The sequence below is a fragment of the Shewanella sp. SR43-8 genome (assembly GCF_014163775.1).
In the GTDB taxonomy this organism is placed as follows: domain Bacteria; phylum Pseudomonadota; class Gammaproteobacteria; order Enterobacterales; family Shewanellaceae; genus Shewanella; species Shewanella vesiculosa.
Window position 1 is genome coordinate 328,171 of the sequence record NZ_JACJDX010000003.1, and the last position, 22,694, is coordinate 350,864.

Annotated in this window: 16 protein-coding genes and 3 pseudogenes; 3 read left to right on the forward strand and 16 right to left on the reverse strand. The window is 41.3% G+C overall.

Going from position 1 to position 22,694, the window contains the following annotated elements; all coding sequences use genetic code 11:
• Positions 1-77: 77 nt before the first annotated feature.
• Both H5114_RS05665 and H5114_RS05670 read right to left on the reverse strand, forming a co-directional pair.
• Positions 78-2,900, reverse strand: a complete 2,823-nt coding sequence (locus H5114_RS05665; protein WP_182722415.1) for a hypothetical protein — start codon at positions 2,898-2,900, stop codon at positions 78-80.
• 230 nt (positions 2,901-3,130) lie between these two features.
• On the reverse strand, positions 3,131-3,505 hold the full coding sequence (locus H5114_RS05670) for a hypothetical protein (RefSeq protein WP_182722416.1): 375 nt from the start codon (positions 3,503-3,505) through the stop codon (positions 3,131-3,133).
• 303 nt (positions 3,506-3,808) lie between these two features.
• Between H5114_RS05670 and H5114_RS05675 the strand changes: the two genes are divergently transcribed.
• Positions 3,809-5,017, forward strand: coding sequence for a potassium/proton antiporter (locus H5114_RS05675; protein WP_182722417.1), 1,209 nt, complete (start codon positions 3,809-3,811; stop codon positions 5,015-5,017).
• Positions 5,018-5,084: 67 nt separating this feature from the next.
• Here the strand turns inward: H5114_RS05675 and H5114_RS05680 are convergent, their stop codons facing one another.
• The 7 genes from H5114_RS05680 to H5114_RS05710 form a co-directional block, all read right to left on the reverse strand.
• Positions 5,085-6,302 carry a M56 family metallopeptidase gene (locus tag H5114_RS05680; RefSeq protein ID WP_182722418.1) on the reverse strand — a complete coding sequence of 406 codons (1,218 nt, stop codon included), beginning with the start codon at positions 6,300-6,302 and terminating at the stop codon, positions 5,085-5,087.
• The gene (locus H5114_RS05685; protein WP_124015175.1) at positions 6,302-6,676 is read right to left on the reverse strand and encodes a BlaI/MecI/CopY family transcriptional regulator; all 375 of its coding nucleotides are present in this window, start codon (positions 6,674-6,676) and stop codon (positions 6,302-6,304) included. The genes H5114_RS05680 and H5114_RS05685 overlap by 1 nt, the downstream gene beginning before the upstream one ends.
• A 187-nt stretch (positions 6,677-6,863) precedes the next feature.
• Positions 6,864-10,076: an efflux RND transporter permease subunit gene (locus H5114_RS05690; RefSeq protein WP_182722419.1), complete on the reverse strand. Its 3,213-nt coding sequence runs from the start codon at positions 10,074-10,076 to the stop codon at positions 6,864-6,866.
• Positions 10,077-10,092: 16 nt separating this feature from the next.
• Complete coding sequence (locus tag H5114_RS05695; protein ID WP_182722420.1) at positions 10,093-11,325, reverse strand: efflux RND transporter periplasmic adaptor subunit; 1,233 nt, start codon at positions 11,323-11,325, stop codon at positions 10,093-10,095.
• 184 nt (positions 11,326-11,509) lie between these two features.
• Entirely contained in the window at positions 11,510-11,920 is a 411-nt protein-coding gene (locus H5114_RS05700; RefSeq protein ID WP_124015369.1) for a hypothetical protein, read from the reverse strand.
• A 44-nt stretch (positions 11,921-11,964) separates the two neighbouring features.
• Positions 11,965-12,141, reverse strand: a complete 177-nt coding sequence (locus H5114_RS05705) for a DUF3012 domain-containing protein (protein WP_082707351.1) — start codon at positions 12,139-12,141, stop codon at positions 11,965-11,967.
• A 163-nt stretch (positions 12,142-12,304) separates the two neighbouring features.
• Positions 12,305-12,670, reverse strand: coding sequence for an STAS/SEC14 domain-containing protein (locus H5114_RS05710; protein WP_124015177.1), 366 nt, complete (start codon positions 12,668-12,670; stop codon positions 12,305-12,307).
• Positions 12,671-12,991: 321 nt separating this feature from the next.
• Between H5114_RS05710 and arfB (H5114_RS05715) the strand changes: the two are divergent.
• Positions 12,992-13,225 (forward strand): annotated as a pseudogene (arfB, locus tag H5114_RS05715) (alternative ribosome rescue aminoacyl-tRNA hydrolase ArfB); the annotation flags it as partial.
• Positions 13,226-13,501: 276 nt separating this feature from the next.
• Here arfB (H5114_RS05715) and arfB (H5114_RS05720) read toward each other — a convergent pair.
• Together arfB (H5114_RS05720) and H5114_RS05725 are read right to left on the reverse strand one after the other, a co-directional pair.
• The gene (gene arfB / locus H5114_RS05720) at positions 13,502-13,915 is read right to left on the reverse strand and encodes an alternative ribosome rescue aminoacyl-tRNA hydrolase ArfB (protein ID WP_123884033.1); all 414 of its coding nucleotides are present in this window, start codon (positions 13,913-13,915) and stop codon (positions 13,502-13,504) included.
• Between the two features lie 1,007 nt (positions 13,916-14,922).
• Positions 14,923-15,698, reverse strand: a pseudogene (locus H5114_RS05725) (DUF4113 domain-containing protein); the annotation flags it as partial.
• A gap of 398 nt (positions 15,699-16,096) precedes the next feature.
• On the opposite strand from H5114_RS05725, the gene H5114_RS05730 reads away from it, so the two are divergent.
• The gene (locus H5114_RS05730) at positions 16,097-16,348 is read left to right on the forward strand and encodes a hypothetical protein (protein ID WP_102036839.1); all 252 of its coding nucleotides are present in this window, start codon (positions 16,097-16,099) and stop codon (positions 16,346-16,348) included.
• A gap of 1,005 nt (positions 16,349-17,353) precedes the next feature.
• On the opposite strand, the pseudogene H5114_RS05735 reads toward H5114_RS05730, so the two are convergent.
• The 5 genes and pseudogenes from H5114_RS05735 to H5114_RS05755 form a co-directional block, all read right to left on the reverse strand.
• Positions 17,354-17,512 (reverse strand): annotated as a pseudogene (locus tag H5114_RS05735) (IS3 family transposase); the annotation flags it as partial.
• Between the two features lie 225 nt (positions 17,513-17,737).
• Positions 17,738-18,334 carry a tyrosine-type recombinase/integrase gene (locus H5114_RS05740; protein ID WP_182722421.1) on the reverse strand — a complete coding sequence of 199 codons (597 nt, stop codon included), beginning with the start codon at positions 18,332-18,334 and terminating at the stop codon, positions 17,738-17,740.
• A 390-nt stretch (positions 18,335-18,724) separates the two neighbouring features.
• Entirely contained in the window at positions 18,725-19,084 is a 360-nt protein-coding gene (locus H5114_RS05745) for a DUF6488 family protein (RefSeq protein WP_011638887.1), read from the reverse strand.
• A 31-nt stretch (positions 19,085-19,115) separates the two neighbouring features.
• Positions 19,116-19,430 (reverse strand): P-II family nitrogen regulator, encoded by a 315-nt coding sequence (locus H5114_RS05750; RefSeq protein WP_041413220.1) that lies wholly within the window; start codon positions 19,428-19,430, stop codon positions 19,116-19,118.
• Between the two features lie 89 nt (positions 19,431-19,519).
• Positions 19,520-22,636: an efflux RND transporter permease subunit gene (locus H5114_RS05755; RefSeq protein ID WP_011638886.1), complete on the reverse strand. Its 3,117-nt coding sequence runs from the start codon at positions 22,634-22,636 to the stop codon at positions 19,520-19,522.
• Positions 22,637-22,694: the final 58 nt, after the last annotated feature.

Below are 22,694 nucleotides of genomic sequence, written 5' to 3' on the forward strand. Positions count from 1 at the left end.
ATCCTGTATGCGGTTCAGAGATAGCCGCCCTTGCGAGCGGCTATTAATAGGTCACAGATTTAGTTCATCAAAGGTGATTACTGTGGAAAGTAAGCCCAACCTTGACGCCAGTCATTCTGGCCATCGAATGCACCAATAAAGTTGGTTGATTCGAAGAAGCTATCATCTGTACTTAAATCTTTACCTTTACCAAGTAGTGTTGTATCGGTTGCTGCTGGCATGCCGTCAGTGATAGTCACTGCCGTTGCAGAGTTACCTTGTTGACCCAAGAACCAGGTTTCAGTATTAATCGCGGTAGTACCTGAAGTCTTGAATGGCTCATTACAATCGATAATTGAATGCGACATCACTAAGGTGTTGTTATTCACGTTATCAACCAAGCTTGATACTGAACCATCTAGCTCTAAACACTCACCAGACTCAGTGTCAGCGGTACTACCTTTGCGGCCTTGCACAAGTACGTTGTATAACTCACCTGCTGTTCCCACTCGAAGTAAGATACCTTCGCCGTTGTCACCGCTAGCGTTTGCAGTATCTGTACCGGGTAAAATAGTGAAGTTAGCTAACTTAGGGGCAGAAACAGGGGTCGCTGCTGCACCAGCACTGCTGCTATCAGCTTCAATACCGCGGTTTGCATTGCCGTCTTCATGAGTGATGTAGACAAACTGTGCTTTACCCGTCCAACCATTGGTCCAGTCTAAGCTGTCATCGAAGTTGGCTGTTAAGTAGACATATTTCAAGTTTACAGCACCGCCCCAAAACTCAACGCCATCGTCGCCGTTAGCGTGAATTTGAATGTGGTCTACTTGAGTTCCGCTGCCCACTGCCGCAAATGAGATACCGTTCATTTCTTGAGTATCATTGACTTTAAAGCCAGCATACTTAACTACTACGTAACTGATTTGTCCGCTGTTATCTGCGTTGTCGTTACCACCATATGGGAAGTCACCTACTTCAAACGATGCATCACAAGCCGTTTTATCTGGGCAGGTATTTGTTAAACCGTTACCTAAGATAACTAATCCACCCCATTGTCCGCGCTCACCAGTGGCACCGGCAATAACATCTTCTTCTGACGTCATTTCGATTGGGTGAGTAGCACTACCTTGAGCCATAATTTTAGAACCACGGCTAATGGCAATATAGCTGTTAGATGTCGCGAATAATTTTACACCCGCTTGAATTGCTAATGTTGCCGATGTGGTTTTATCTGCCCCGACAAGAACAGCGCCGCCATCAATTTTGTACATCACGTTCTGACCAGCAAGTAAGGTTGTGTTACTCAGAACATTCCCTTCTAGAGTACAAATAAGCGTCACTGATGCATCTTTATATAAACCCGCTGTCGCAGCTGAAGCTGTAGTGCCAACAGGACAAGAAGTTAACACCGGCAGCTCAGTTGGTGTTGGCGCCGCATCATCATGGATTGCTGTAGTCCAACCAGTCGTCCAATCATTTGTGCCGTCAAATGCACCAATATACTGGGCATTCACTAAGCGAGAATCAAGGTTGCTTAAGTCAGCTTTACCACCGGTTAAGGCTACCGATGATGAATTAGGCATATAGTCAGTTAAATCTGCTGCAGCAACTAAGTTACCGTCTTGGTCGTTAAACCATGCTTCAACATCTAATGCCAATGTACGGCCTTCTGCTGCATCTGCCTTAGCATTTTTAAACGGCTCAACACAGTCAATTAAACTGTTCTGCATGATTAATTCTGCAGTATTGGCATTGTTTACTGTGTCGTCATCGTTAACTTCTAAACATTCGCCCGAATCAACATCACCTTTAACGAGCATGTTATAAGCATTAACACCTGTGCCTTTACGGAACAAAATGCCTTCTGCATCGTCACCGCCACTGTTAGTGCCGTTAGCGACTTGGATAGTGAAGTTGGCGAGTGTTGGTTTCGACATAGGTAATGCGCTTGCGTCGCTGTTACTGTCGGCTTCAATACCACGGTTAGAACCGTTATCAGCTTGACGAATATAAACGTGTTGTGCGCTACCTTGCCAACCGTTAGTCCAATCTAACGAGTCATCAAAGTTTTCTGTTAGTACGATATTGGTAACGGAAACATTGCCGCCCCAAAATTCAAAACCATCATCGTTATTCATGTGCACTTGTACGTGATCAACTTCAGTACCCGCACCTACAGCAGCAAAACTGATGCCGTTCATTTCTTGTGTGTCGTTAATTTTGAAACCACCAAACTCAACGCGTACATACTTGATTGAGCCAGAATTATCTTCAGTATCGTTACCGCCGTAGCTATGGTTACCCACTTCAAAAGACGCTGAACAATTGGTTAAATCAGGACATGTGTTTACCGGTGCATTACCAAGCAACACTAAGCCACCCCACTGACCCGCTTTACCCTCTTGCCCTAAAGCGGTTTCAACTGAAGTAAATACGATTGGCGCAGTTGCTGTACCGTCGGCAATGATTTTTGAACCACGGCTGATCACTAAATAAGAATCGCTACCACCGAGTATTTTAGTGCCGGGCAAAATAGATAACTCAACCGAATTGGCGTTATCGCCACCGGCGATGACAGCACCATCTAGCTGCCAAACAACATCATTACCTAGTACAATTTTGTCGCCATCTTGGCCACCCGTTGTCACGGTTGATGCGGCTGTTGAAGGCGCTAATGTTCCTTTTAATACCCAAACTTCTTTTCCATCAACAGCAGTCATTGTGGTGCTTTTAGTTGCAAAGCCACTGTATGATTTTTCTTGAGCTGTCTGAGTTGGAGTAGTTGGCGTTGTTGGTGTGGTAGGGGTAACAACATCACTACCTGTATTGATATTAATATCGCCACCACAACCAGCGAGCCCTAATGTTGCAGCAAGAGCAGTAGAAAGTGCAGTCAGTTTAAAAAGATTTTTCAGTTCCATTATCATCTCCGGAGACGGATGTAAGCATGTGAGTAAGTTGGCTGGATGACAAACTAACCTGCAAAAATGACAAAGAGACTGCTTAAATATTACACTCACATTTCATTAACATTTCAGAAATATTCAAGTTCAATGGTGCTGCGGCTTAGGAGGAATTTTACTTGCGAAAAAAATTAACAAAAAAGACAAAAAAATAACTTAGCAACTGTTTGCATAACAAATAAGAGTGGTTAATTGATGCTGACATATACTGCCCATAAGCCAAATATCAGCGCACTTACACCAGCAGGTCTGAACCAACTAATACAATGTGTACCGGCCCATAAAGCAAACATCTTATGATATTTTTCAGTCATAAAAACTAGAAAAACTGCAATAATAAACAGCAAGTTAGCTATCACCTCAAACACTAGCGGGAATGAAGTATTATGCGCATCGAGTAACAATGCTGCGCCAATCATTAACCGAGAAATGATTTCGACAGCATGAAAATACCTTTGGCGACTAAATAGAACAATAACATCAGCAAAACCTTGTGGCTTAAGTAACATAAACAGCCCAACACAACTGATGATAACGCCCCAAACACTAATTAATATCGCCATGATGTCTCCACAATGCACTCCTACATGCAGATATTAGCACCAAATAATGTAATGAAAATGTGGCAAACCAATATTGTTGAGCAGGAAAAAAGATCTATCAATTATGATGAAAGCTAAAGTAGAGTGGCTCATAGCCGCTATTTATAAATTCTGATACCTGAACGCATGCTAGTTGGTGCAAATCACTGATGAGTTATAAATTAATATTAATAACTATTAATAAATACTCATAAAGCAAGTTTGGGCTAATTTAATGTTAAAATAGCCATTTAGTAACGTTTAAATTAGCCTCGGAGTGCCTATATGCCATCTGATATCATTATTTTAGGGATCTCTATTCTTATTGCTATTGGCATTTTGCTCCATCACCCTTCTAAGACATTAGGCCTACCCTCACTCTTAATTTTCATGGGTGTAGGACTTGCCTTTGGTAATGGGGAATTTGGTTTTGTATACGATGATCTGCAACTGACCTCATTGATTGGCACTCTCGCATTAAACACCATAGTATTTGTGGGCGGGCTGAATACACCAATGAAAAATATTCAATTTTCTTGGAAAGAAGGCGGCATGCTGTCCACTGCCGGTGTCATCTTCACGACGATCATTTTTGGCTTTATCCTGAATGCCTTACTCGACTTTAACCTCATTACTTGCATGTTATTTGCGGCGGTAGTGTCATCGACTGATGCTGCAGCCGTATTTTCTATTTTAGAATCCAAAAAACTTAAATTAAAACACGGCACCGGCACTATTTTAGAATTCGAATCGGCCACTAATGACCCGGTCGCCTTGCTGATGGTTATCATGCTAACCGACTACATTATCAATAGTACTAACGGCGCTCCGACAACAATATCGATACTATTAAACCTAGGACAACAAATTGGTGTTGGGGCAATTATTGGCCTATTGATGGGTAAAATAACCGTTTGGACATTGAATCGTATCAAACTACCTGAATTTGGACTTATCCCTGTATTTATTTTGTCGACTTTTGCCATCACAGTATCTGGTACCGAAATATTAGGCGGTAACGAACTGATTGCGGTTTACATTACCGGAGTGATTATTGGTAACTATTTAAAGAAAGGTGCTGAAGTCAGTAAGCATTTTTTTAATGGGATTTCTTGGTTAGCGCAATCATTAATGTTTATTATTTTGGGCTTACAAATATTCCCGCAGCAGTTATTACCTGTGTTTATGGTGTCTTTACTGCCTGCTATCTTGCTTATTCTGGTGGCACGGCCGTTAGCGGTGCAATTGTGTTATCTGCCCTTTAGGCAAGCAACTTGGCGCAAGCGTTTGTTTGTCTCTATGATAGGCCTAAAAGGCGCTACGCCAATTGTATTTGCGCTGATCCCCGCTGCGGCAGGTGTTGAAGGTTCGCGAGAAATGATCCACATGGTGTTTTTTATTGTGCTGATATCGGTCATTGTTCAAGGCGCAGCCATCGAACCACTTGCCAATAAACTGGGACTCAAATTAAAACCCAAACCGCCTCAGGTTTAAAAATGATTCAATGCCCCATAGCAATGAGGCATTGAATCATTTTCAATATTGGCGATATAACTAAACCCTAATTTACTGTGATTCTCTCCACTGATTTTTCAGGCTGATGGATCACATAATCTAACTGTACTTGTACGTCTTTAAAACCATCTGCTGAAGTTTGATACTGCCACTGTTCAAGCGCCTCAACTGCCGATGCGTCGAACATTTGTTTTGGCGCTGACTTCATTACCCTAACATTACTCACTTTTCCTGCAGGGCTAATATCAAATATCATTTGCACATAGCCGTTGAGCCCTTCTTTAGCGGCATCTATGGGATAGCTAGGCTCAATTCTGATTACTGGCATTGCCATAGCATCGGTGTTGGTTTTAGCCTTAAGATTGTCACCTGCCAATGCCTGCTGATTAAACATAAAGGCACTCATACCAATAACCAAGGTCATTCCAATCAATGCTAGCGTGCTTTTTCCATGTTGCTTTTTCATCTGTAAGATCCTCTCTTTTAAGATAGTTTTGTCCCCATAAGGGGTGTGTAGCATGCTCAAAGGTGCATGCTGTGAATAGGCCAATAGTGTTTGGCTATAGGCAATTTTAGCTTGGGTTTTCATGTCGGCGGTCACTTGCGCATCACATGACAATTCTTGATCTTGTCTAAATCGGCGGTAGCTGAGCCACATCAAGGGATTGAACCAAAACAACACGGTTAAGCCATAAGCCAATATATTCATCCACAAATCACCACGTTGATAGTGATACATCTCGTGCTGAATAATGGCTTGCTGCTGGCAGTCATCGAGTTGCATAAAGCTATCAGGGACTAAAATACTGGGGGTGAAAAATCCCGCTAACATAGGTGATTCAATCTGAGAATGAACCAGCACCTTAAGCCTGCTAGAGCTTACAGCTAGCGGTTTTGCATTATTAATTAACCGTTGCAGATTGGCGTATTCCATTACGATATTAATCACTAATAAGGCAACCACTGCGGCGTAGAGATAAGGCAAATAGAGTTGATCAAGTAAACCTGCCGACAAGGCAACAGTATCATTCGCCAACACATAATATTGCTCGATGACTGAGACGCCATTACTGCTGCCAAACCAGCTAAAGTGCTGTGGTAATATCATTTGCAGTAAATCGGCAAAAACAAATAGCGGCACTGATATCCACATAAAATAGGTATAGTGCGCGCCAAGCTTAGACAATAAAAACCGATGTAATAGCAGTATTGCCAAACACACCATACTCAGTGAAAGGGTTTGTTCCATAAACCAATTGATCATCACTTTTGTTCCTTTTGCCAATCATCGAGTAAAGTTTGCAGGTCGGCGACATCTTCTGCCGACAGTTTGTTTTTCTGCGCAAATCCGGCAACCAATGGGGTTAACTTGCCGGCAAACATGCGATCCACAAAAGAAAGCGACTCTTTAACGGTATAGTCCTGCTCAGCGATTAACGGTGAATAATGGTAAACCCGCCCCTGTTTTTCAAAACTGACGGCTTGTTTTTTAACTAAACGATTAAGCAAGGTTTTCACCGTTTTCTCATGCATGTCATGGCTTTGTGCTAAGGCATCAACCACTTCGCTCGAGGTTAATGGCGACTGTTGCCAAAGCTGCTGCAACACCACTAATTCACTATTGCTGATCTCTTTCATGCTATACCGCTCATTTGTTGTTAAAACTTGTGAAGACAAAAAAGGATTACAGATGTAATCGATTTATTTAAATTACAACTGTAATCTTAAATAAGCAAGCAGTTTTTTACATGATTTACTCATAAAAATGAAAAAGCCTAATCAGATGATTAGGCTTAAGATTGAAGTATTATTTAGCGAATAGGCTTTATGACAATGATAGTTTATCGCGATACAACCACTGATAAACCGTAGGCAACACCAATAACGTCAAGGCGGTTGAGCTAAACAAACCGCCGATGATCACGACAGCTAACGGCTGTTGAATTTCACTGCCCACGCCAGACGATAACAAAATAGGGATCAGCCCTAATGCAGACGTCAGTGCCGTCATTAACACTGGACGTAAACGCCCGACTGTACCTTGATAAACACTGTCGTATAGGCTTTCAGTTGATGATTGTCTGCGCTGGTTGATTGAGTCCACCAGCACCACACCATTTAACACCGCAACACCAAACAAGGTGATAAAGCCGATGGAGCTGGGCACAGATAAATAGGTGCCAGTAGCATATAAAGCCACTACGCCGCCGATTAATGCCAATGGCACATTAGCCATAATCAAGGCCACTTGTTTGACTGAACCAAACGAGAAATACAGCAATAGACCAATCAGTGCGATAGAAATGGGCACCACTAACATTAGCTTTTGTTGCGCTCGTTGCTGGTTTTCATATTGGCCGCCCACCACCACAGTATAGCCAGCAGGTAATGCAGCTTGCGGCACTATGGCATAAATATCATTGACCACCGAGCCCATATCACGCCCCGACACGTTGGCTTGCACCACCACGCGGCGCTGTACATCGTCACGACGAATATTCGGCGGCGCCATTTCAATCACCACATCAGCGAGATCGCCCAAGCGAACAATCGCACCATTGGCGCCACTGAGGAGCAAATCTTCAATTGCATCAGGCGCATTACGATATTGCGCGGCTAATCGCAGGTTAATGTCATAACGGGCGTTACCGTCAATCACCTGGCCAGCGCTGGCACCACCAATACCTTGAGTGACTAAACTCATAACTTCATCAACGCTGATCCCATAACGTGCCAGTACTTCACGTTTAGGCCGAACCACTAACTGAGCTTCACCGCTGACTTGTTCTAACGATACATCAACCGCCCCAGGAATGGCTGCGACTAAGTCTGTTAGTACCTGACCTTTTTCCGATAATATGCTCAAATCTGGGCCAAATATCTTAATCGCTAACTGCGCTTTAACCCCTGATAATAGCTCATCCACTCGAGTCGCAATCGGTTGTGAGAAGGTCAGCAATAATCCCGGGAATATCGCTAATCTTTGCTCCATTAATCGCTGAAGCTCAAAGCGGTTACTTGCCGATGTCCATTGTTCTATCGGCTTAAGACCAATATAGATTTCAATATTACTCACAGGTTCGGGGTCGCCGCCAAGCTCTGGTGCGCCAATGCGACTTAAGGCATATTCCACCTCAGGAAACTCCAGCAGCATGGCTTCAATTTTAGGCGCGACGTTAATAGAAGTGGCCAAGCTTGCTGTCGGTGCCAGTGTGACGCGTAAGTTAATGGTGCCTTCTTCGAGTTCTGGCACAAATTCAGTGCCTAACTTTGGCAATAACAACATGCTTGATATAAACAACACTACAGCGGCTAACATCACCGATTTAGGGCTTGATAATACCAGTGTCAGAATACGGCGATAAACCGCATCAATGGGTGCCAGCACTTTACTTTGACGCACCACAACACCGCGTTTGAACAAGAATACCGCTAATGCGGGTACTGCAAATAATGCCACCACCAATGCCGCCATCATGGCTAAAATAATGCTAATCGCCATCGGCTGAAATAACTTACCTTCTACACCTTCAAGGGCAAATAACGGCATAAACACCACGATGATAATCGCTGTCGCAAAGAAGATAGGGCTGCACACTTCTTTGGCCGCCAGCATGACCCTAATCGCCATACTTTGGGTTTGGGCATCAGGGCCACTTTTACGAGTAGCATGATTATCACCATCAAGATGCACAGCAGCATTTGGGTTGGCGCCCGTTTCAGCGCTAACATGCTTAAAGATGTTCTCAACCATCACCACCGAGCCATCAACGAGCATACCTATTGCGACCGCCAGACCACCCAAGGACATTAAGTTAGCCGACATACCATAATAAGACATGATCAATAACGCGATCCCGATCGATACTGGGATCGACAGCAATACCAATAAGGTGGCGCGGATGTTGACCAAAAACAACGCCAGAATAATCACGATAAACCCAAAGGCCATCAATAACGCTTCAACCACAGTGGTCACCGCTTGCTCGACCAAATCGGCTTGGTCATAAAACACCTCAAATGACACTCCTTTTGGTAAGGATTGCTCAATCAAACTAATACGTGAATTGATGTCATCAATGGTGGCTTTGGTATTGGCCCCCATGCGTTTAAGCACGACGCCAGCAACAACTTCACCCAGTGCTTGTACATCAGATGACGAGTTATTATCAGCAGCTTGCCTACGCGACATGGTCACTGCACCGACTCTTATTTCACTACCAAATGCCACGTTAGCAATGTCGGCCACTCGAATGGGCGTGCCATTGATTTCGGTTAACGGAATGTCGGCAATGGCTTGTAAGCCAGCATCGCCTGCGGGCAATAAACCATAACCACGGACCACTAATTGCTCTTGGCCTTGGTCCATAAACCAACCGCCTGCGTTACGATTATTACTTTCCAATGCTTGGCTAACTTGGGTCAGCGACAAGCCATAACTGCGCAGTTTATTAGGGTCAACTTGCACTTGGTATTGCAGCACCTCGCCGCCAAATGACAATACTTCGGTCACACCGCTTACTGGCATTAATATCAGCTTAACTAAGTAATCATTTAAGCTACGCAGCTCAGATGCGCTGATATGGGTTTCAGGTTCAGCCCGTAAAATGTATTGATAAATTTGCCCTAAACCTGAGGTATTCGGGCCAATTTCGGGAGTGCCAACACCCGCAGGAATCGACTCTTTGGCAGCTTGTAGTTGTTCAAACACTTGCTGACGGGCAAAGTAAATATCGGTTCCCTCGGCAAATACCACTGTCACCAACGACAAACCAGTGCGCGATAATGAACGCACTTCAGTCACCGCGGGTAAGGCATACATAGCCGACTCGACCGGATAACTAATCAGTTTTTCAACTTCTTCGGCAGCCAAACCTTCAGCTTCTGTGTTAATGGTCACTTGCACATTAGTCACATCTGGAAATGCATCTAAATTTAGTTTTGGCAGCATGAATATTGAAGCCACAACCGCTGCGAGCAAGCTAAGTAAAACCAATAACCGCTTTTCAACGGCAATCTCAATTAATTTATATAACATGATGATGTCCTAGCGCTTAGTGATTGTGGATGTCAAAACCAGCTTTGGCTTGCTCAGATGCTAAGAAAAAAGCCCCAGAAATCACCACCCGAGTTTTCGGTGTTAAACCGCGAATAAAACTCAACCCGCGTTGACGCTCAACCACAGTCACCTCGACTGCACTGAACTTCCCCTCCTGCTCAATAAACACTTGCCAGTCGCCATCACCACTGCGAGTTAACGCAGCATCAGGCACAATAAAGCCAACCGATTTAACCTGCTTATCTTCCGCTAGGTACAATTCGGCAAACTCTCCTGCATGTAATTCATGGCCTGGATTTGCCATTCTCACCAACACTTGCTCGGTACGGGTTTGCGCACTAATTTCATGGGAACGACCAATAATAATGCCGTCACGAGTACGATCACCGACACGCACTAACACATTGCGGCCCATATCCACTTGATCCGCTTGTAGAGGCGTAAGCTCGGCCTGCACCCATAAATACGACTCATCGGTGAGTTGCATTAAAGGCGTACCCGCATCGAGTACCTGGCCTAACGTCGCGACATCTTGTTGAACTCGCCCATTGATAGGTGCTAATAACTGGAACTGGCCAATCGAACTCGGTGATTTAGCTAAGGCTTTAATTTGCGCGGGTGTCATCATGATGGCTTGTAAAATAGCTCGCTTTAACTCGGCATTCACTTCGATTTGCATCCGCTGACTGGCACTGATGGTGCCTGGGGTCATGCGCTTGATCCGATCCCATTCAGTGGCGGCATTAATGTAATCGGCTTGGGCAGCAGCAATGTCAGCACCACCTATGGTTAACAACGGCTGCCCCTGGGTGACCTGCTCTCCGGGCACTACATGACGCTTGAGGATCTGCATGTCTAATTGCGGGGCTATGGTAATGGTTTTGTCTTTATCGACGATTAATTGCGCGGTCGCGACCGCCTGTAAATTAAACGCTTGTAGGCTCAATTCAGACACTTCAATTCCGGCTAACTGTCTTTGCTCAGTATTTAAGCTTAACAATAACTCTTGGTGGTCAGTTGCTGTAGATTCATTGCTTGCCTGAACAGGCAAGCTCGACAATAACAATAATGATGTCAATAACCCAGAACAGAGCAATAGCCCCCTCTGGCTATTTATCCATGCTGTTGACTGAGCAATGATAACGACACGACTATTGAGATGAGGTACGGTAAATTTGGCATTTAATCCTGCCAATAAAGATAAAAACGCTACTAATTTGGTTTTCATGGTCAATCCCAAAAACAATCTAGACCGTCGACAACCCCAGAGGGAATCAACGATAATCGGTTTAGCCACCAGTCTTAATAAGCGTCAGATAACGTTAAAATAAAATGCAGAAAAGTAGCACTCATTTACGCAATGTGAGCAGATCAAGGTGCAGAACTAAACAATAAAAAGCTGTTTAACAGGATTAAGCTATCGGAGGACGATAAGTCGGAAAAGATTCTGGAGCTAAGTAGTGCAGGCTAACATTGGCATAAGCATCATGAAAATGCTCATGGGTGATATTATCGTTAAGCATAGCAAGTGCCACATGACCGCCATGACACTGGCAATCTAAGCACACATCAACGCGCTCAATATCGGTACTACTGGCAGCATGCTGATGATCATCATTAACGGAATGAATACCTAAGCCGTCGAGCGCACAGGCACAGTCGACACATTCAGCAAGGGTAATCACTTCGGTGGTAAATTGCAGATGTGGGTGGTTATTTTGCTCTTCGTTACTGTTGCCCGCATGCAATTGATGCGCGCCCATGTTGGCGCCCACAAATTGTAGTAGCACAATGGCAATCAGTAATTTGGCTATACTAGCCATAAAAGGCAAAACGCGATAACTCAACCACCCACTCCTAAACAATATTATTTAAATACGCAGTGCTTGGCATAATCGGCAGCTTCATTAGCAGTCCAATCACCACTTTGTTTTTCTTTCATTTGCTTACACCATGCTTCACTACCCACTTCTGGGGCACATGCCGTTAAACTAAGCGTTAACAATAACGCACTTGATACGGCAAAAAGCTTTGATAATGACATAAGTAATCCTGTTCTAGAGTAATCGATTAATACTAAGGCCTACTGACCTTTGAAGATGAATTTTGCAACAGTTGCTGATAATTTGCTACTAGCTAACGCTTATGATGAGTCATTTTCGCCATAAATAATCGTTAGCAATATCAAATCTGCTACCACACGGCTTCTAGCACGCAGAACGTTTGGCAATCCAAGAAACGGCATCTTGCTTACGCTCTAACGGAAACCATGCTACTTCGCCTTGCATAAATGGCCCCATCAACCTCACCGAATTACCCACCCAATCAGGGCCACCGACAAACACTAGCGCATCAAACTCAGGTAACTGCACTTCACCACTGCCGGTTAATGAACCAAATTCCCAGCCTTCGAGTAATACATCTGCTTCAATATACAGACACACTTGATTCCAATCTTTACGGTAACTCTTAATGGCAGGTTGTAAACGGGTACGATAATCTTGTGCCGATAAACGGCCACTGACAAATAAACTAATCACACCCTTGGAAATATCGGGAATTTGACACAACATAACGGCAACTCCAGCCTTGTAATCAGGCCATAGAACAGACTTTATACGGTGATGTAATCGTGTAAAGCCACAATGGCGCTAATAATAGCAAAACTATTCTATTCATTTCATTAAATATGTAATAACTCAGAGGCCAATCAGAATTTTAGTTGCTCCGAGCCAACTGATCAGACTAGAGGTGGTCAAATGACAACACTGAAAAATTTGTCCAATTACGGTAGAATAGGCCAATACCACATAAAATAAACCCTCGTACTTTTGAAATATTAAGTATAAGAATAGGTTTATCGATAATCAATTTAAGGGGACGACCACACCCGAATGATACAAATTACTCAACGAGTCATATTGCAAGACAACGAAATTGAATGGCAATTTGTCCGCTCAAGCGGTGCGGGTGGCCAGCACATTAATAAAGTCTCTACCGCCGCTCAACTCACCTTTGATATTGCCTCATCGTCTTTACCTGAGTTTTATCAACAAAAACTGCTCGAAAAAGCCGACCATCGCATAACTAAAAGCGGCAAAATCATTATAAAGTGCCAGTTTCCCAGATACATGCAAAATGAAGTAAAAGTTGTCAATCTATCAACATTGCTCTAGCTTTTCCGCATTCGATACGTAACATACTATCCAATGTCTTCATTCTAGTTTTAATATTGAAAATCTTAAATTAACCCTCTTTCTCAATATTTTTATTCAAAGACTATTACTATAAATGGTATTTATTAGTTTTAAAAAGAGAGGATACAATAATTTAGTATTTATCGATTTTTTGTTAATTCTCAATACTAAGACTTCACTTCTGTAATTTTTTAGCTTCTTGACCTACTAGAAATCTACTTTTTTCCTCATTACCTTAGATGCTCCTCGTTTCGTTTTGCTATCCATTCGGCGTAACTGTGAGCCAAATGTTGGTTTTGATGCTCTTCGAGATTTTTTAATAATCATTGCGGATAAAATTAGTTCTTTTAGACGCTCTAGTGCGGCTTCTTTGTTTTGTAACTGAGTTCTGAACTGTTGTGATTTGATAATGATTACACCATCTGAGGAAATGCGACTATCAGATAGCTTAAGAATTTTTTCTTTATAAATCGCTGGTAAAGATGAACGATTAATATCAAATCTCAGGTGGATAGCTGTTGCTACTTTATTAACATTTTGCCCTCCATTTCCAGCTGATCTTATTGCGTTAAGTTCAACTTCCCAATCGCCTATGATTACGTTACTCGAGATTTCTAGCATGGTACACCTACTGATTCTGAAATATTACAGATCATGCTATCGGTTGTGGTATTACTTAACAATACGATACTCAAATGAATACTGCCACTTTAGCAATCAAACACCAGCATTTTTTCCTAACAAATGCTTCTCAATTTAATTTTGAATACAAATTAGCTTTATGTTCAATCTTTCAGATAATAACCAATAGAAAGAGAGGTCGGCCAATTTTAAGGAGGCTCATAGGAAGATTTTAGCAATTTAGGCGACAACTGTCTTGAAAAACACCGACCTAGCAATCAGAGGAGATGTCACGTAAACGACCGATTTAGTGACAAAGCATAAACGACGATTTTGACGTTAAAAACTGTCACATGACCCGTAATTTATTCAATATCATACAAATCAGATGGTCATTAGCTTTAGTGACGGAATTTTCTGGGGTTCCGGTGTAGAACCCCTGATTTAAGCGGGGAGTTTGATCAGCCGATTTATATCATGGCACCAATAGGCTGATCTGCTATCAGTGACAATTGCATAGTTCAGCCTTGATATACCGTCAGCGGAAGTCGTATCAAACGGAGAATCTTCTGGCAGCAAGACAATACTTGGGTTGATAGGTACAAAATGAAAGGCCGGTACATCTGGAAGTTACCTCAACTCGATAGCCAATAAAACTTTTCGAAGTGTCTTCCACTACTATCTCACGCACTCAGTCTTCGAGAAATACCACTCATCATTGGTATTCTTCGAAGAGAGCAACTCATGATTTTTAGTATTAAGGCCTAGGTAGCTGGCTGCGTTTAACAGGTTAAGTCATGCAGTTTTAGAGCTTATGATCAAAATAGTTTGATTGATCATTCACTTTTGGGCTTGATCATTTAAAGCAAGCTGTCGATCTTTAAATTTAATCATTTTTAGTCGCCATATCTTCTTTCATGAAACCGTTACATATAACGATTTTAGCTTCAGCCAACAATCAACAGCGCAAAAATTAAGAATATTATCCTGCCACTTAACTAAAATTTTTAGCACTTAATATTAGGTAAACAGCCCCAACTAGTCGTGTACTGAGGGGTAGGGGAATCACGGAGCATGGCCCAATTATGCTCAACTCCTTGTGCTGCTAAAAATAAGGTATCACGGCCATAACGTTGATTAATGTTGTCTAAGGAAAGCATCCGTAGAGGATTTGCAGTAGGAGGGTTAAATAAATCGAGCTGGTTGCGCTTATCACTGACTAAATCGATAACTCCAATACCGATTAGATAATAACGCACACCGTCACGTAATAACTGAACTGCGGCACCACTCATTCCTTTAGTGAGATCGACAGTACAACTCGTCGGGCTGGGGAAATGCACTACAACTTTATAGCTGACAGGACGCTCATAATGCTGTGAGTTACTGGCAAAAACCAGCATGGTTTTGAAGTTTGAGACTTGTTTGCGTGCTGTTAGCTGCTGCAATACAGACATGTTTACCCAATGCTTGTAATAGCGATTCATAATCAGTTATGTGCTCTCCAACGCTTCTGGTTGAGAAGATCTGCTTTTTATCTGCCCTTTCTTCATCCAATACTTTACACGCTTGTCCGTTGAGCTCACGAACCGTACGTTCAATCTCAATATTAAACTGCTTTCTTGCCAAAATAGGCGGCATAGAGGCTAATTGAAATGCCGAATGAATATTCATTAGCTCTAGTTTCTTGCTAATACGCCGTCCAGTCCCCCAAACATCACTGACACTTAGTTGTTTTAAGATTGCTATACGCTCCTGCTTCATTACTAATGAAGCAGACACCGTTCAATTTTCTCGTTCAGCAATTGTTTTACCAACTAAGTCTTTAGATAACTGAGCATCGAACAGATGCTTGAGCCGTTTCAACTCAATGTACGGGAGATTTTTAATGTTATATTGAACGGTAGTGACGACGAGGTTATCCATATTCCAAAACCAGAATTTGAAATGGTTCAACAAGAATGCTTTAAAATAATCTGATATTAAACTCATTATCTGCCAGACACTTAACCATATAAATTCAGACACAATTCTTGTACATAAATATTCTTACCTTCAAAATGCTTAGACGTTTGATGTAAAAACCTGAAAGTCAGGTGTCCCACTAGTTTTAAATTGAATAAATACCATCAAAAACATAGGCTTACTTAGGATTTTATTTAACCATTAAGGGCATAACTGATGACTTATATACAAGCTTCTTATGAACAACTAAAAGAGAATCTAGAGTGTTTTTTTACAATTGAAGAACAAGCTTATCTCTTCCCTGTATTGCTCAGTTGGGCAGAGGAGCCTGACAAGGTCATATTTTGGTTTAACAATAAACCAATACCCGCATTCGGTAATATCACAGCCCTATCTGTTTGCGAAGGTGGGCATGCAAAGGCGTTTATCGAGTACATAAAAGGGACTGAATTGGGTGGGAATGCTTAAGTTAGAGCGAATGTAAATTCCAATATTTATTAAGAGTTAATAGTTATTCTATAAGTTGCGAAATAATTCGAGATTAGATCCATGTGAAAACGAAAAACATAGCGTAAGTCATTGATTTATTCTTTTTGAATACATGTTTTTCGTTTTTCATGGATTTAATAATCAATAATTTTCTTTGGTCATTAAGTTGTAGACGTCATTGGTGAAGTCTACATTTAGACTCATTTGACTTCCTATAGAGACAGGAAAGAACTCTAGTGGTCAGTGAAAAACACTCTCAACTTTATAGCTTGGCAAACTCACTTTTGGACAGGACAGAACCGTGCCGGTGATACTCTAATTTAGTTATTGTTAAATTACTTTTTGTATGGCACAACCCCTTAAACAGATAGCCCAACGGGAGGACAAGAAAACCAGACGTTAGGAGCCACTCTTAATTGCATATTCCGCCCACAATGGGCCACTGCTTCGCAACTCGTGGACCAGTATTCAGAATTGCTTGTAGATCCTAATTTGTTATCAAAACCTTATTTTATTGCAGAAGACTATTCCTCTTTGAACCTCAGACAAGTCGGTCTCAAATTCGGTGTTGTTGACTGCTTTCAGTCTCAAATGTGTATGGGTTACAAAAAAGATCAACAAAATCAGTAAATTATAAAGATTTAAGGGTGGTAGGATAGGCCTAACCTATTCATCCTAAATGGAATTTTGGGGTTTTCGATGTGCATGTAAGTCTTGATGGGCGAACCACTATTCCAAGGTGGGAAGCGATAGTGAGAATATCATTTGTCACCTTCGCCTTCAGACAATAATTAATTGAACAGGAATAAACACGTAAATCAAATTACACATATTTACCTGTCTTGCGTATAATTATACATGAGTTAGATAATTGCGTGTAATTAGAGGTAACAATGAGTGATTGGAATTTTTCTAGACCAGAATTAGCAGAGCATTACCTTATGCGGTTAACGGCGTTTTTCAAGACAGTTGTCGCCTAAATTGTTAAGCAGCTTCTTTATGTTGCTCTGGATTTAACGCCACAGCGTTTATTGGCTGCCAGTTTTGCTCTTCTTTTGACCATAGCTCTAGATGTTAATTTCTTTTTGTCTGATACAACGCTTTTCGCTTCGCCAGTATTCCAACATCAAGACCATCATGTCTCGGCCACGCTAACTTGAAAATGGACAAAAGTGAGTTAGATTTTATACTCTAAAATATATGGTTTGCATTATAATAAGTATAGCAAAGCTCGATATACAGGTGTTTTTAGTGATTAGTTTCAATCAATAAATTCTTTACATATATATGACCCAAAGATATTATAAGTCATTGATTAATAGTCAGAATACCACAAAAAATAGCCTTAGGTTCTGGGGGCATACCGTATTAACAATCAGTAGATTCTGAAAGTGTAAGAGCATCCTCCAATTCAACACCAAGATAACGAATTGTGTTGTCTACTCTAGTATGTCCGAGTAAAAGTTGGACGGCTCGAATATCCTTAGTTTTTGCATAGACTAATGTTGCTTTGGTTCGTCTCATTGAGTGAGTCCCATACAAGTTAGGATCTAGACCAATATTTGATGCCCACGACCTGACAAGAGAACGATAATACGAATAGCTAATCGGTTGCTCATTTCGTCTTAAGCTTGGAAATAAATAATCACTTGTCTTTAGAGCTGCGACAAAAATCCATTTCATCAGACTTTGTTGAGTTCTAGCAGTGACTTCAAACTGGACTTCAACATCCGTTTTCTGCTGAATAAGCTTAACTCTTGCAAACATTCGTTCTTGTGACGATATATCACAAACCCTCAGAGGAAGTAGGTCACTTGCTCTGAGTTTACTATCGATTGCCAAATTGAGTAACGCTAGTTGCATAAGGCTATTTTCTATTTCTAGCCTAGTTCGAATACGCCAAATCTCTTCGAGCCGAAAAGGCTTTTTGACTCCGCTATGATTTTTTTTGTTTGATGAGACCATGGTGACCTCCTACTTTATTGATTGGTCATCATAAGTGTAGCTAATAGTACTTTCGCTAATGAGGATGTATTGTAAGTCAGGATAATCGCGTTTGAGTTTTGGCTATGTGCAGATGTTTTTACACTCAACGAATGAACACTGGGACACCATTACCAAAGCGATTCACATGATTATGCGACCATTTCAAGTTAACTAACTCAGACTCTCATAATGTGTAATAGTAAACAATTAGGATGATGGTGCAATTGCCATGATTACCAACAGGCTTCTAAGTTGGTAGTGCCGCCTTTAGACGCCTTGTTCTTATCCTAATTTAGTAAGAACAATGGTTGCGACTACTTCAATTAGAAGTAGTCGTTTGACAATCACTATTTCATTACTTACCGCTTATTAAAAGCCCTTATTCTCAGATACTGCAACGACATCACCATCGTCATCAATTCTAAAATATAATGTCTGTTTAACTTGTGAGTTCGTAGCACTCACGACATAACTTCCTTCATGAACATTTACAATATTTACATCTGCATTGTTAATGGTTTCCCATGAAGATGGCAGCTTACCAGCCTCATAACCTAAATCTTTGAATGTCATTTTATTTATTGTTTTAATGGTAATGCTAATTACCTTCTTCTCATTCATATGACTATTTCTTGAATGATCCATGCTTTTCATTCTATCTAGATGCGCAAAAGAATAATTACAATTAAAAGAAGTAACGATAACTAAAAAAGCAAATAAATATCTCATAAATATGCCCTTATTATTTTAAACTAAGTATCTAAATGCCACCAATTGGAAGGATTGTGTCAATTGGACTAACGTAAACCCACCCAGAAATTTCCGTTCCAATTTTACCTATTTTTCTAATAATTGATATAACTTCATCTACTTGTTCATCTTCACATATAAGAGATAGCTGAACTTCAGAGATAGTAACACCAGCTTCAGAAGAATATGCTAACTCACTTTCCCGAAGAGCTTTCAATGTTCCTTTGACATCAAATATTGATATATTTCCGTAGCCAGAATCTTGTAATGCTTGTATAACATCGGCAGACCTTACATGGTGAATTAATGCAGTAATTTTTTTCATATTTTTACCTGTCAATTTGAAATTATATTTAAAGGGATTACGGACAACTCGAACACCGCAATCCCTTCTTCATACTTAAATTTTAATTACTATTTTAGCTGTTTCGTCTTTCGCCAAGTAAGTCTGTACAAGCCAGGTAATACTAATAAAGTGAGTAATGTTGATGAAATGATCCCACCAATAACGACTGTAGCTAGTGGTCTCTGGACTTCTGCACCAGTGCTAGTATTAAGCGCCATTGGTAAAAACCCTAATGCTGCAACAAGTGCAACCATCATAATTGGTCTTAATCGCAACATTGCACCAGTTTGAATAGCTTGATCGATAGGACTTCCACGATCCAGTTCATCTTTAAATGCAGATACCATCATAACCCCCGTCAAAACAGAAACGCCGCACAAAGTAATAAAACCTACACCAGCTGTAATAGATAGAGGGATATCACGCAACCATAAAGCTATGACGCCTCCAGTAAGGGCTAGTGGTACTCCACTAAAGACTAAAGCTGCGTCTTTTGCGGAGCCAAATGTCATCATTAAAAGAGCAAATATCATTATCAATGTTATAGGCACAAGTATAGTTAAACGATCAGAAGCAGATTGTAATTGCTCAAAAGTACCACCGTATTCTAACCAATATCCTGGAGATAATTTGACTTGCTCAGCAACCTTACTTTGTACTTCTGCAACAAATCCGCCTAGATCTCTACCACGGACGTTCGCGCTAACGACCAATCTTCGTTTTCCATTTTCACGTGAAATCTGATTAGGGCCAGGTGCTAAAGTAAGTTTAGCGACTTCTCTTAATGGTACATAACCACCTTCAGGTAACGGAATAGGTAAACGCTCTAACGCTTCTAAATTTCCTCGAACCCTCTCATCAACCCTTACAACGATTGATAAACGTTGATCACCATCAAAAATCAAGCCAGCACTCTCACCTCCCGTTGCAGCAGCAACTACATCTTGGACATCCGAGACGTTTAAGCCTAAACGGTACATAGCAGCTCTGTCAGCATCAATTGATAAGATGGGTAATCCAGAAACTTGCTCTACTTTTACGCCTTCAGCCCCTTCAATACTACTTAACACTTTTGCTATTTCAGCACCTGAACTCAGTAATTTAGATAAATCATCTCCAAAAATTTTTATACCTAAATCAGATCTGACACCTGAAATCAATTCGTTAAACCGAAGTTGAATAGGTTGGCTTATTTCGAAAGCATTACCTGGTAGTAAGGCTAGTTTTTCACTTATTTCTTCTAAAAGTTGAGCCTTAGTCTTTTCAGGATTTGGCCACTCACTATGATCCTTAAGCATCACATAACCATCAGATATATTTGGCCCCATAGGATCACTCGCAACCTCTGCAGTACCAACTCTCGAGAAATAAGTTTTAACCTCCGGAATCTCTAGAATTGCCTTCTCCAACTTAAACTGCATATCTAATGATTGAGTTAAACTGGTCCCTGGAATTCGAAGTGCTTGGATCGCAATATCGCCCTCATCAAGATTAGGAACAAACTCGGTTCCCATTTTTGTTGCAACAAATCCGACTAAAATCACAAATATCAATGCTATTGAAATTACAAGTACTCGGAATCTCAACACAATCGACAAAATTGGCAGATATAATCGTTTAGATTGACTGACGATAAAGTTGTCTTTTTCTTCTATGTGGCCTGTCATAAACAAAGCGACTGCCGCAGGAACAAAAGTGAGAGACAATACAAGTGCAGACAATAAAGCCATGATTACGGCCATTGCCATTGGAGTAAACATTTTACCTTCGACACCTGTCAGCGCCAAAATTGGCAAATTGACCATAATAACAACTAAAACACTTATCAGACTTGGAGTAAACACTTCACGGGTAGCCGTAAAGACGGTCTGAAAACGTTCATCCAATGTCAATATTCGCCCCAGGTGATGCTGTCTTCCTGCCAGCCTTAAAATACAGTTCTCAACTATGATTACAGCACCGTCAACAATTAACCCAAAATCAAGTGCACCTAGACTCATGAGATTTGCGCTTACTTTGGTTTCTACCATGCCAGTCATCAACATCAACATCGATAAAGGGATCACCATGGCAGTTAATAAAGCAGCCCTAACATTACCCAGCATAACGAGAAGAACGACAATGACCAACACAGCACCTTCAGCTAAATTGGTCTGAACTGTTGCAATCGTCTTATCTACCAATACAGTACGATCGTAAACTGGTTCAGCAATCACACCTTCTGGAAGAGTTTTATTAATCTCAAGCAATTTTGCTGATACTGCCTGAGAAACAGTTCTACTATTTCCGCCAAGCAACATAACAGCTGTGCCCAACACAGTTTCTTCGCCATCGCGAGTTGCAGCACCAGTTCTAAGCTGTTTACCAAACCCAATCTCTGCAACATCACCTACGGTAATAGGAATTCCATCCCTACGAGCAACAATGATCTGCTTAATCGATGAAATATCAGTAACCTGACCTGGAGCACGGATCAAATATTGTTCACCATTTTTCTCTATATACCCAGCACCTACATTCGAATTATTTTTCTGCAACGCAGCGACTAAATCATCAAAACTAATTTGGTAAGCCAATAGCTTTGAAGGTTCTGGTGTAATATGAAACTCCTTTTCATACCCTCCGATTGTATTTACTTCAGTAACCCCCTCAACCAAACGCAATTGAGGACGAATAACCCAATCTTGCAATGTACGCAAAGCTGTTGCATCGTAAGGTTGTCCATCTGCTTGCAAAGCCCCTGGCGCTGCATGAACTGAATAGTGAAAGATTTCACCTAATCCAGTTGCAACAGGTCCCATTACGGGCTCAATACCTGACGGCATCTCACTTTTAGCTTGTTGCAAACGTTCGTTAATAAGATTCCGAGCAAAATAAATATCAGTTCCTTTCTCAAACACAACAGTAACTTGTGAGAGTGCGTAACGAGATAGCGATCTAGTACTCTCAACATAAGGTAAACCTGCAATTGACATTTCAACCAAATAGGTGACTCGCTGCTCAACTTCTAGTGGTGAATACCCAGGTGCTTCTGTGTTAATTTGAACTTGAACATTGGTAATATCAGGTACAGCATCAATAGGAAGATGTTGATAATTCCAAACGCCTAGTGCACCCGTTAGCAAAACAAAAAACATAACCAACCACCGGCGGGTTATGGAAAATTGAATGAGTTTATCAATCATTTAAAACTCCTATTTGAAGCACACAACCGATTATGTCTAAATTTAAAAACATAAATAA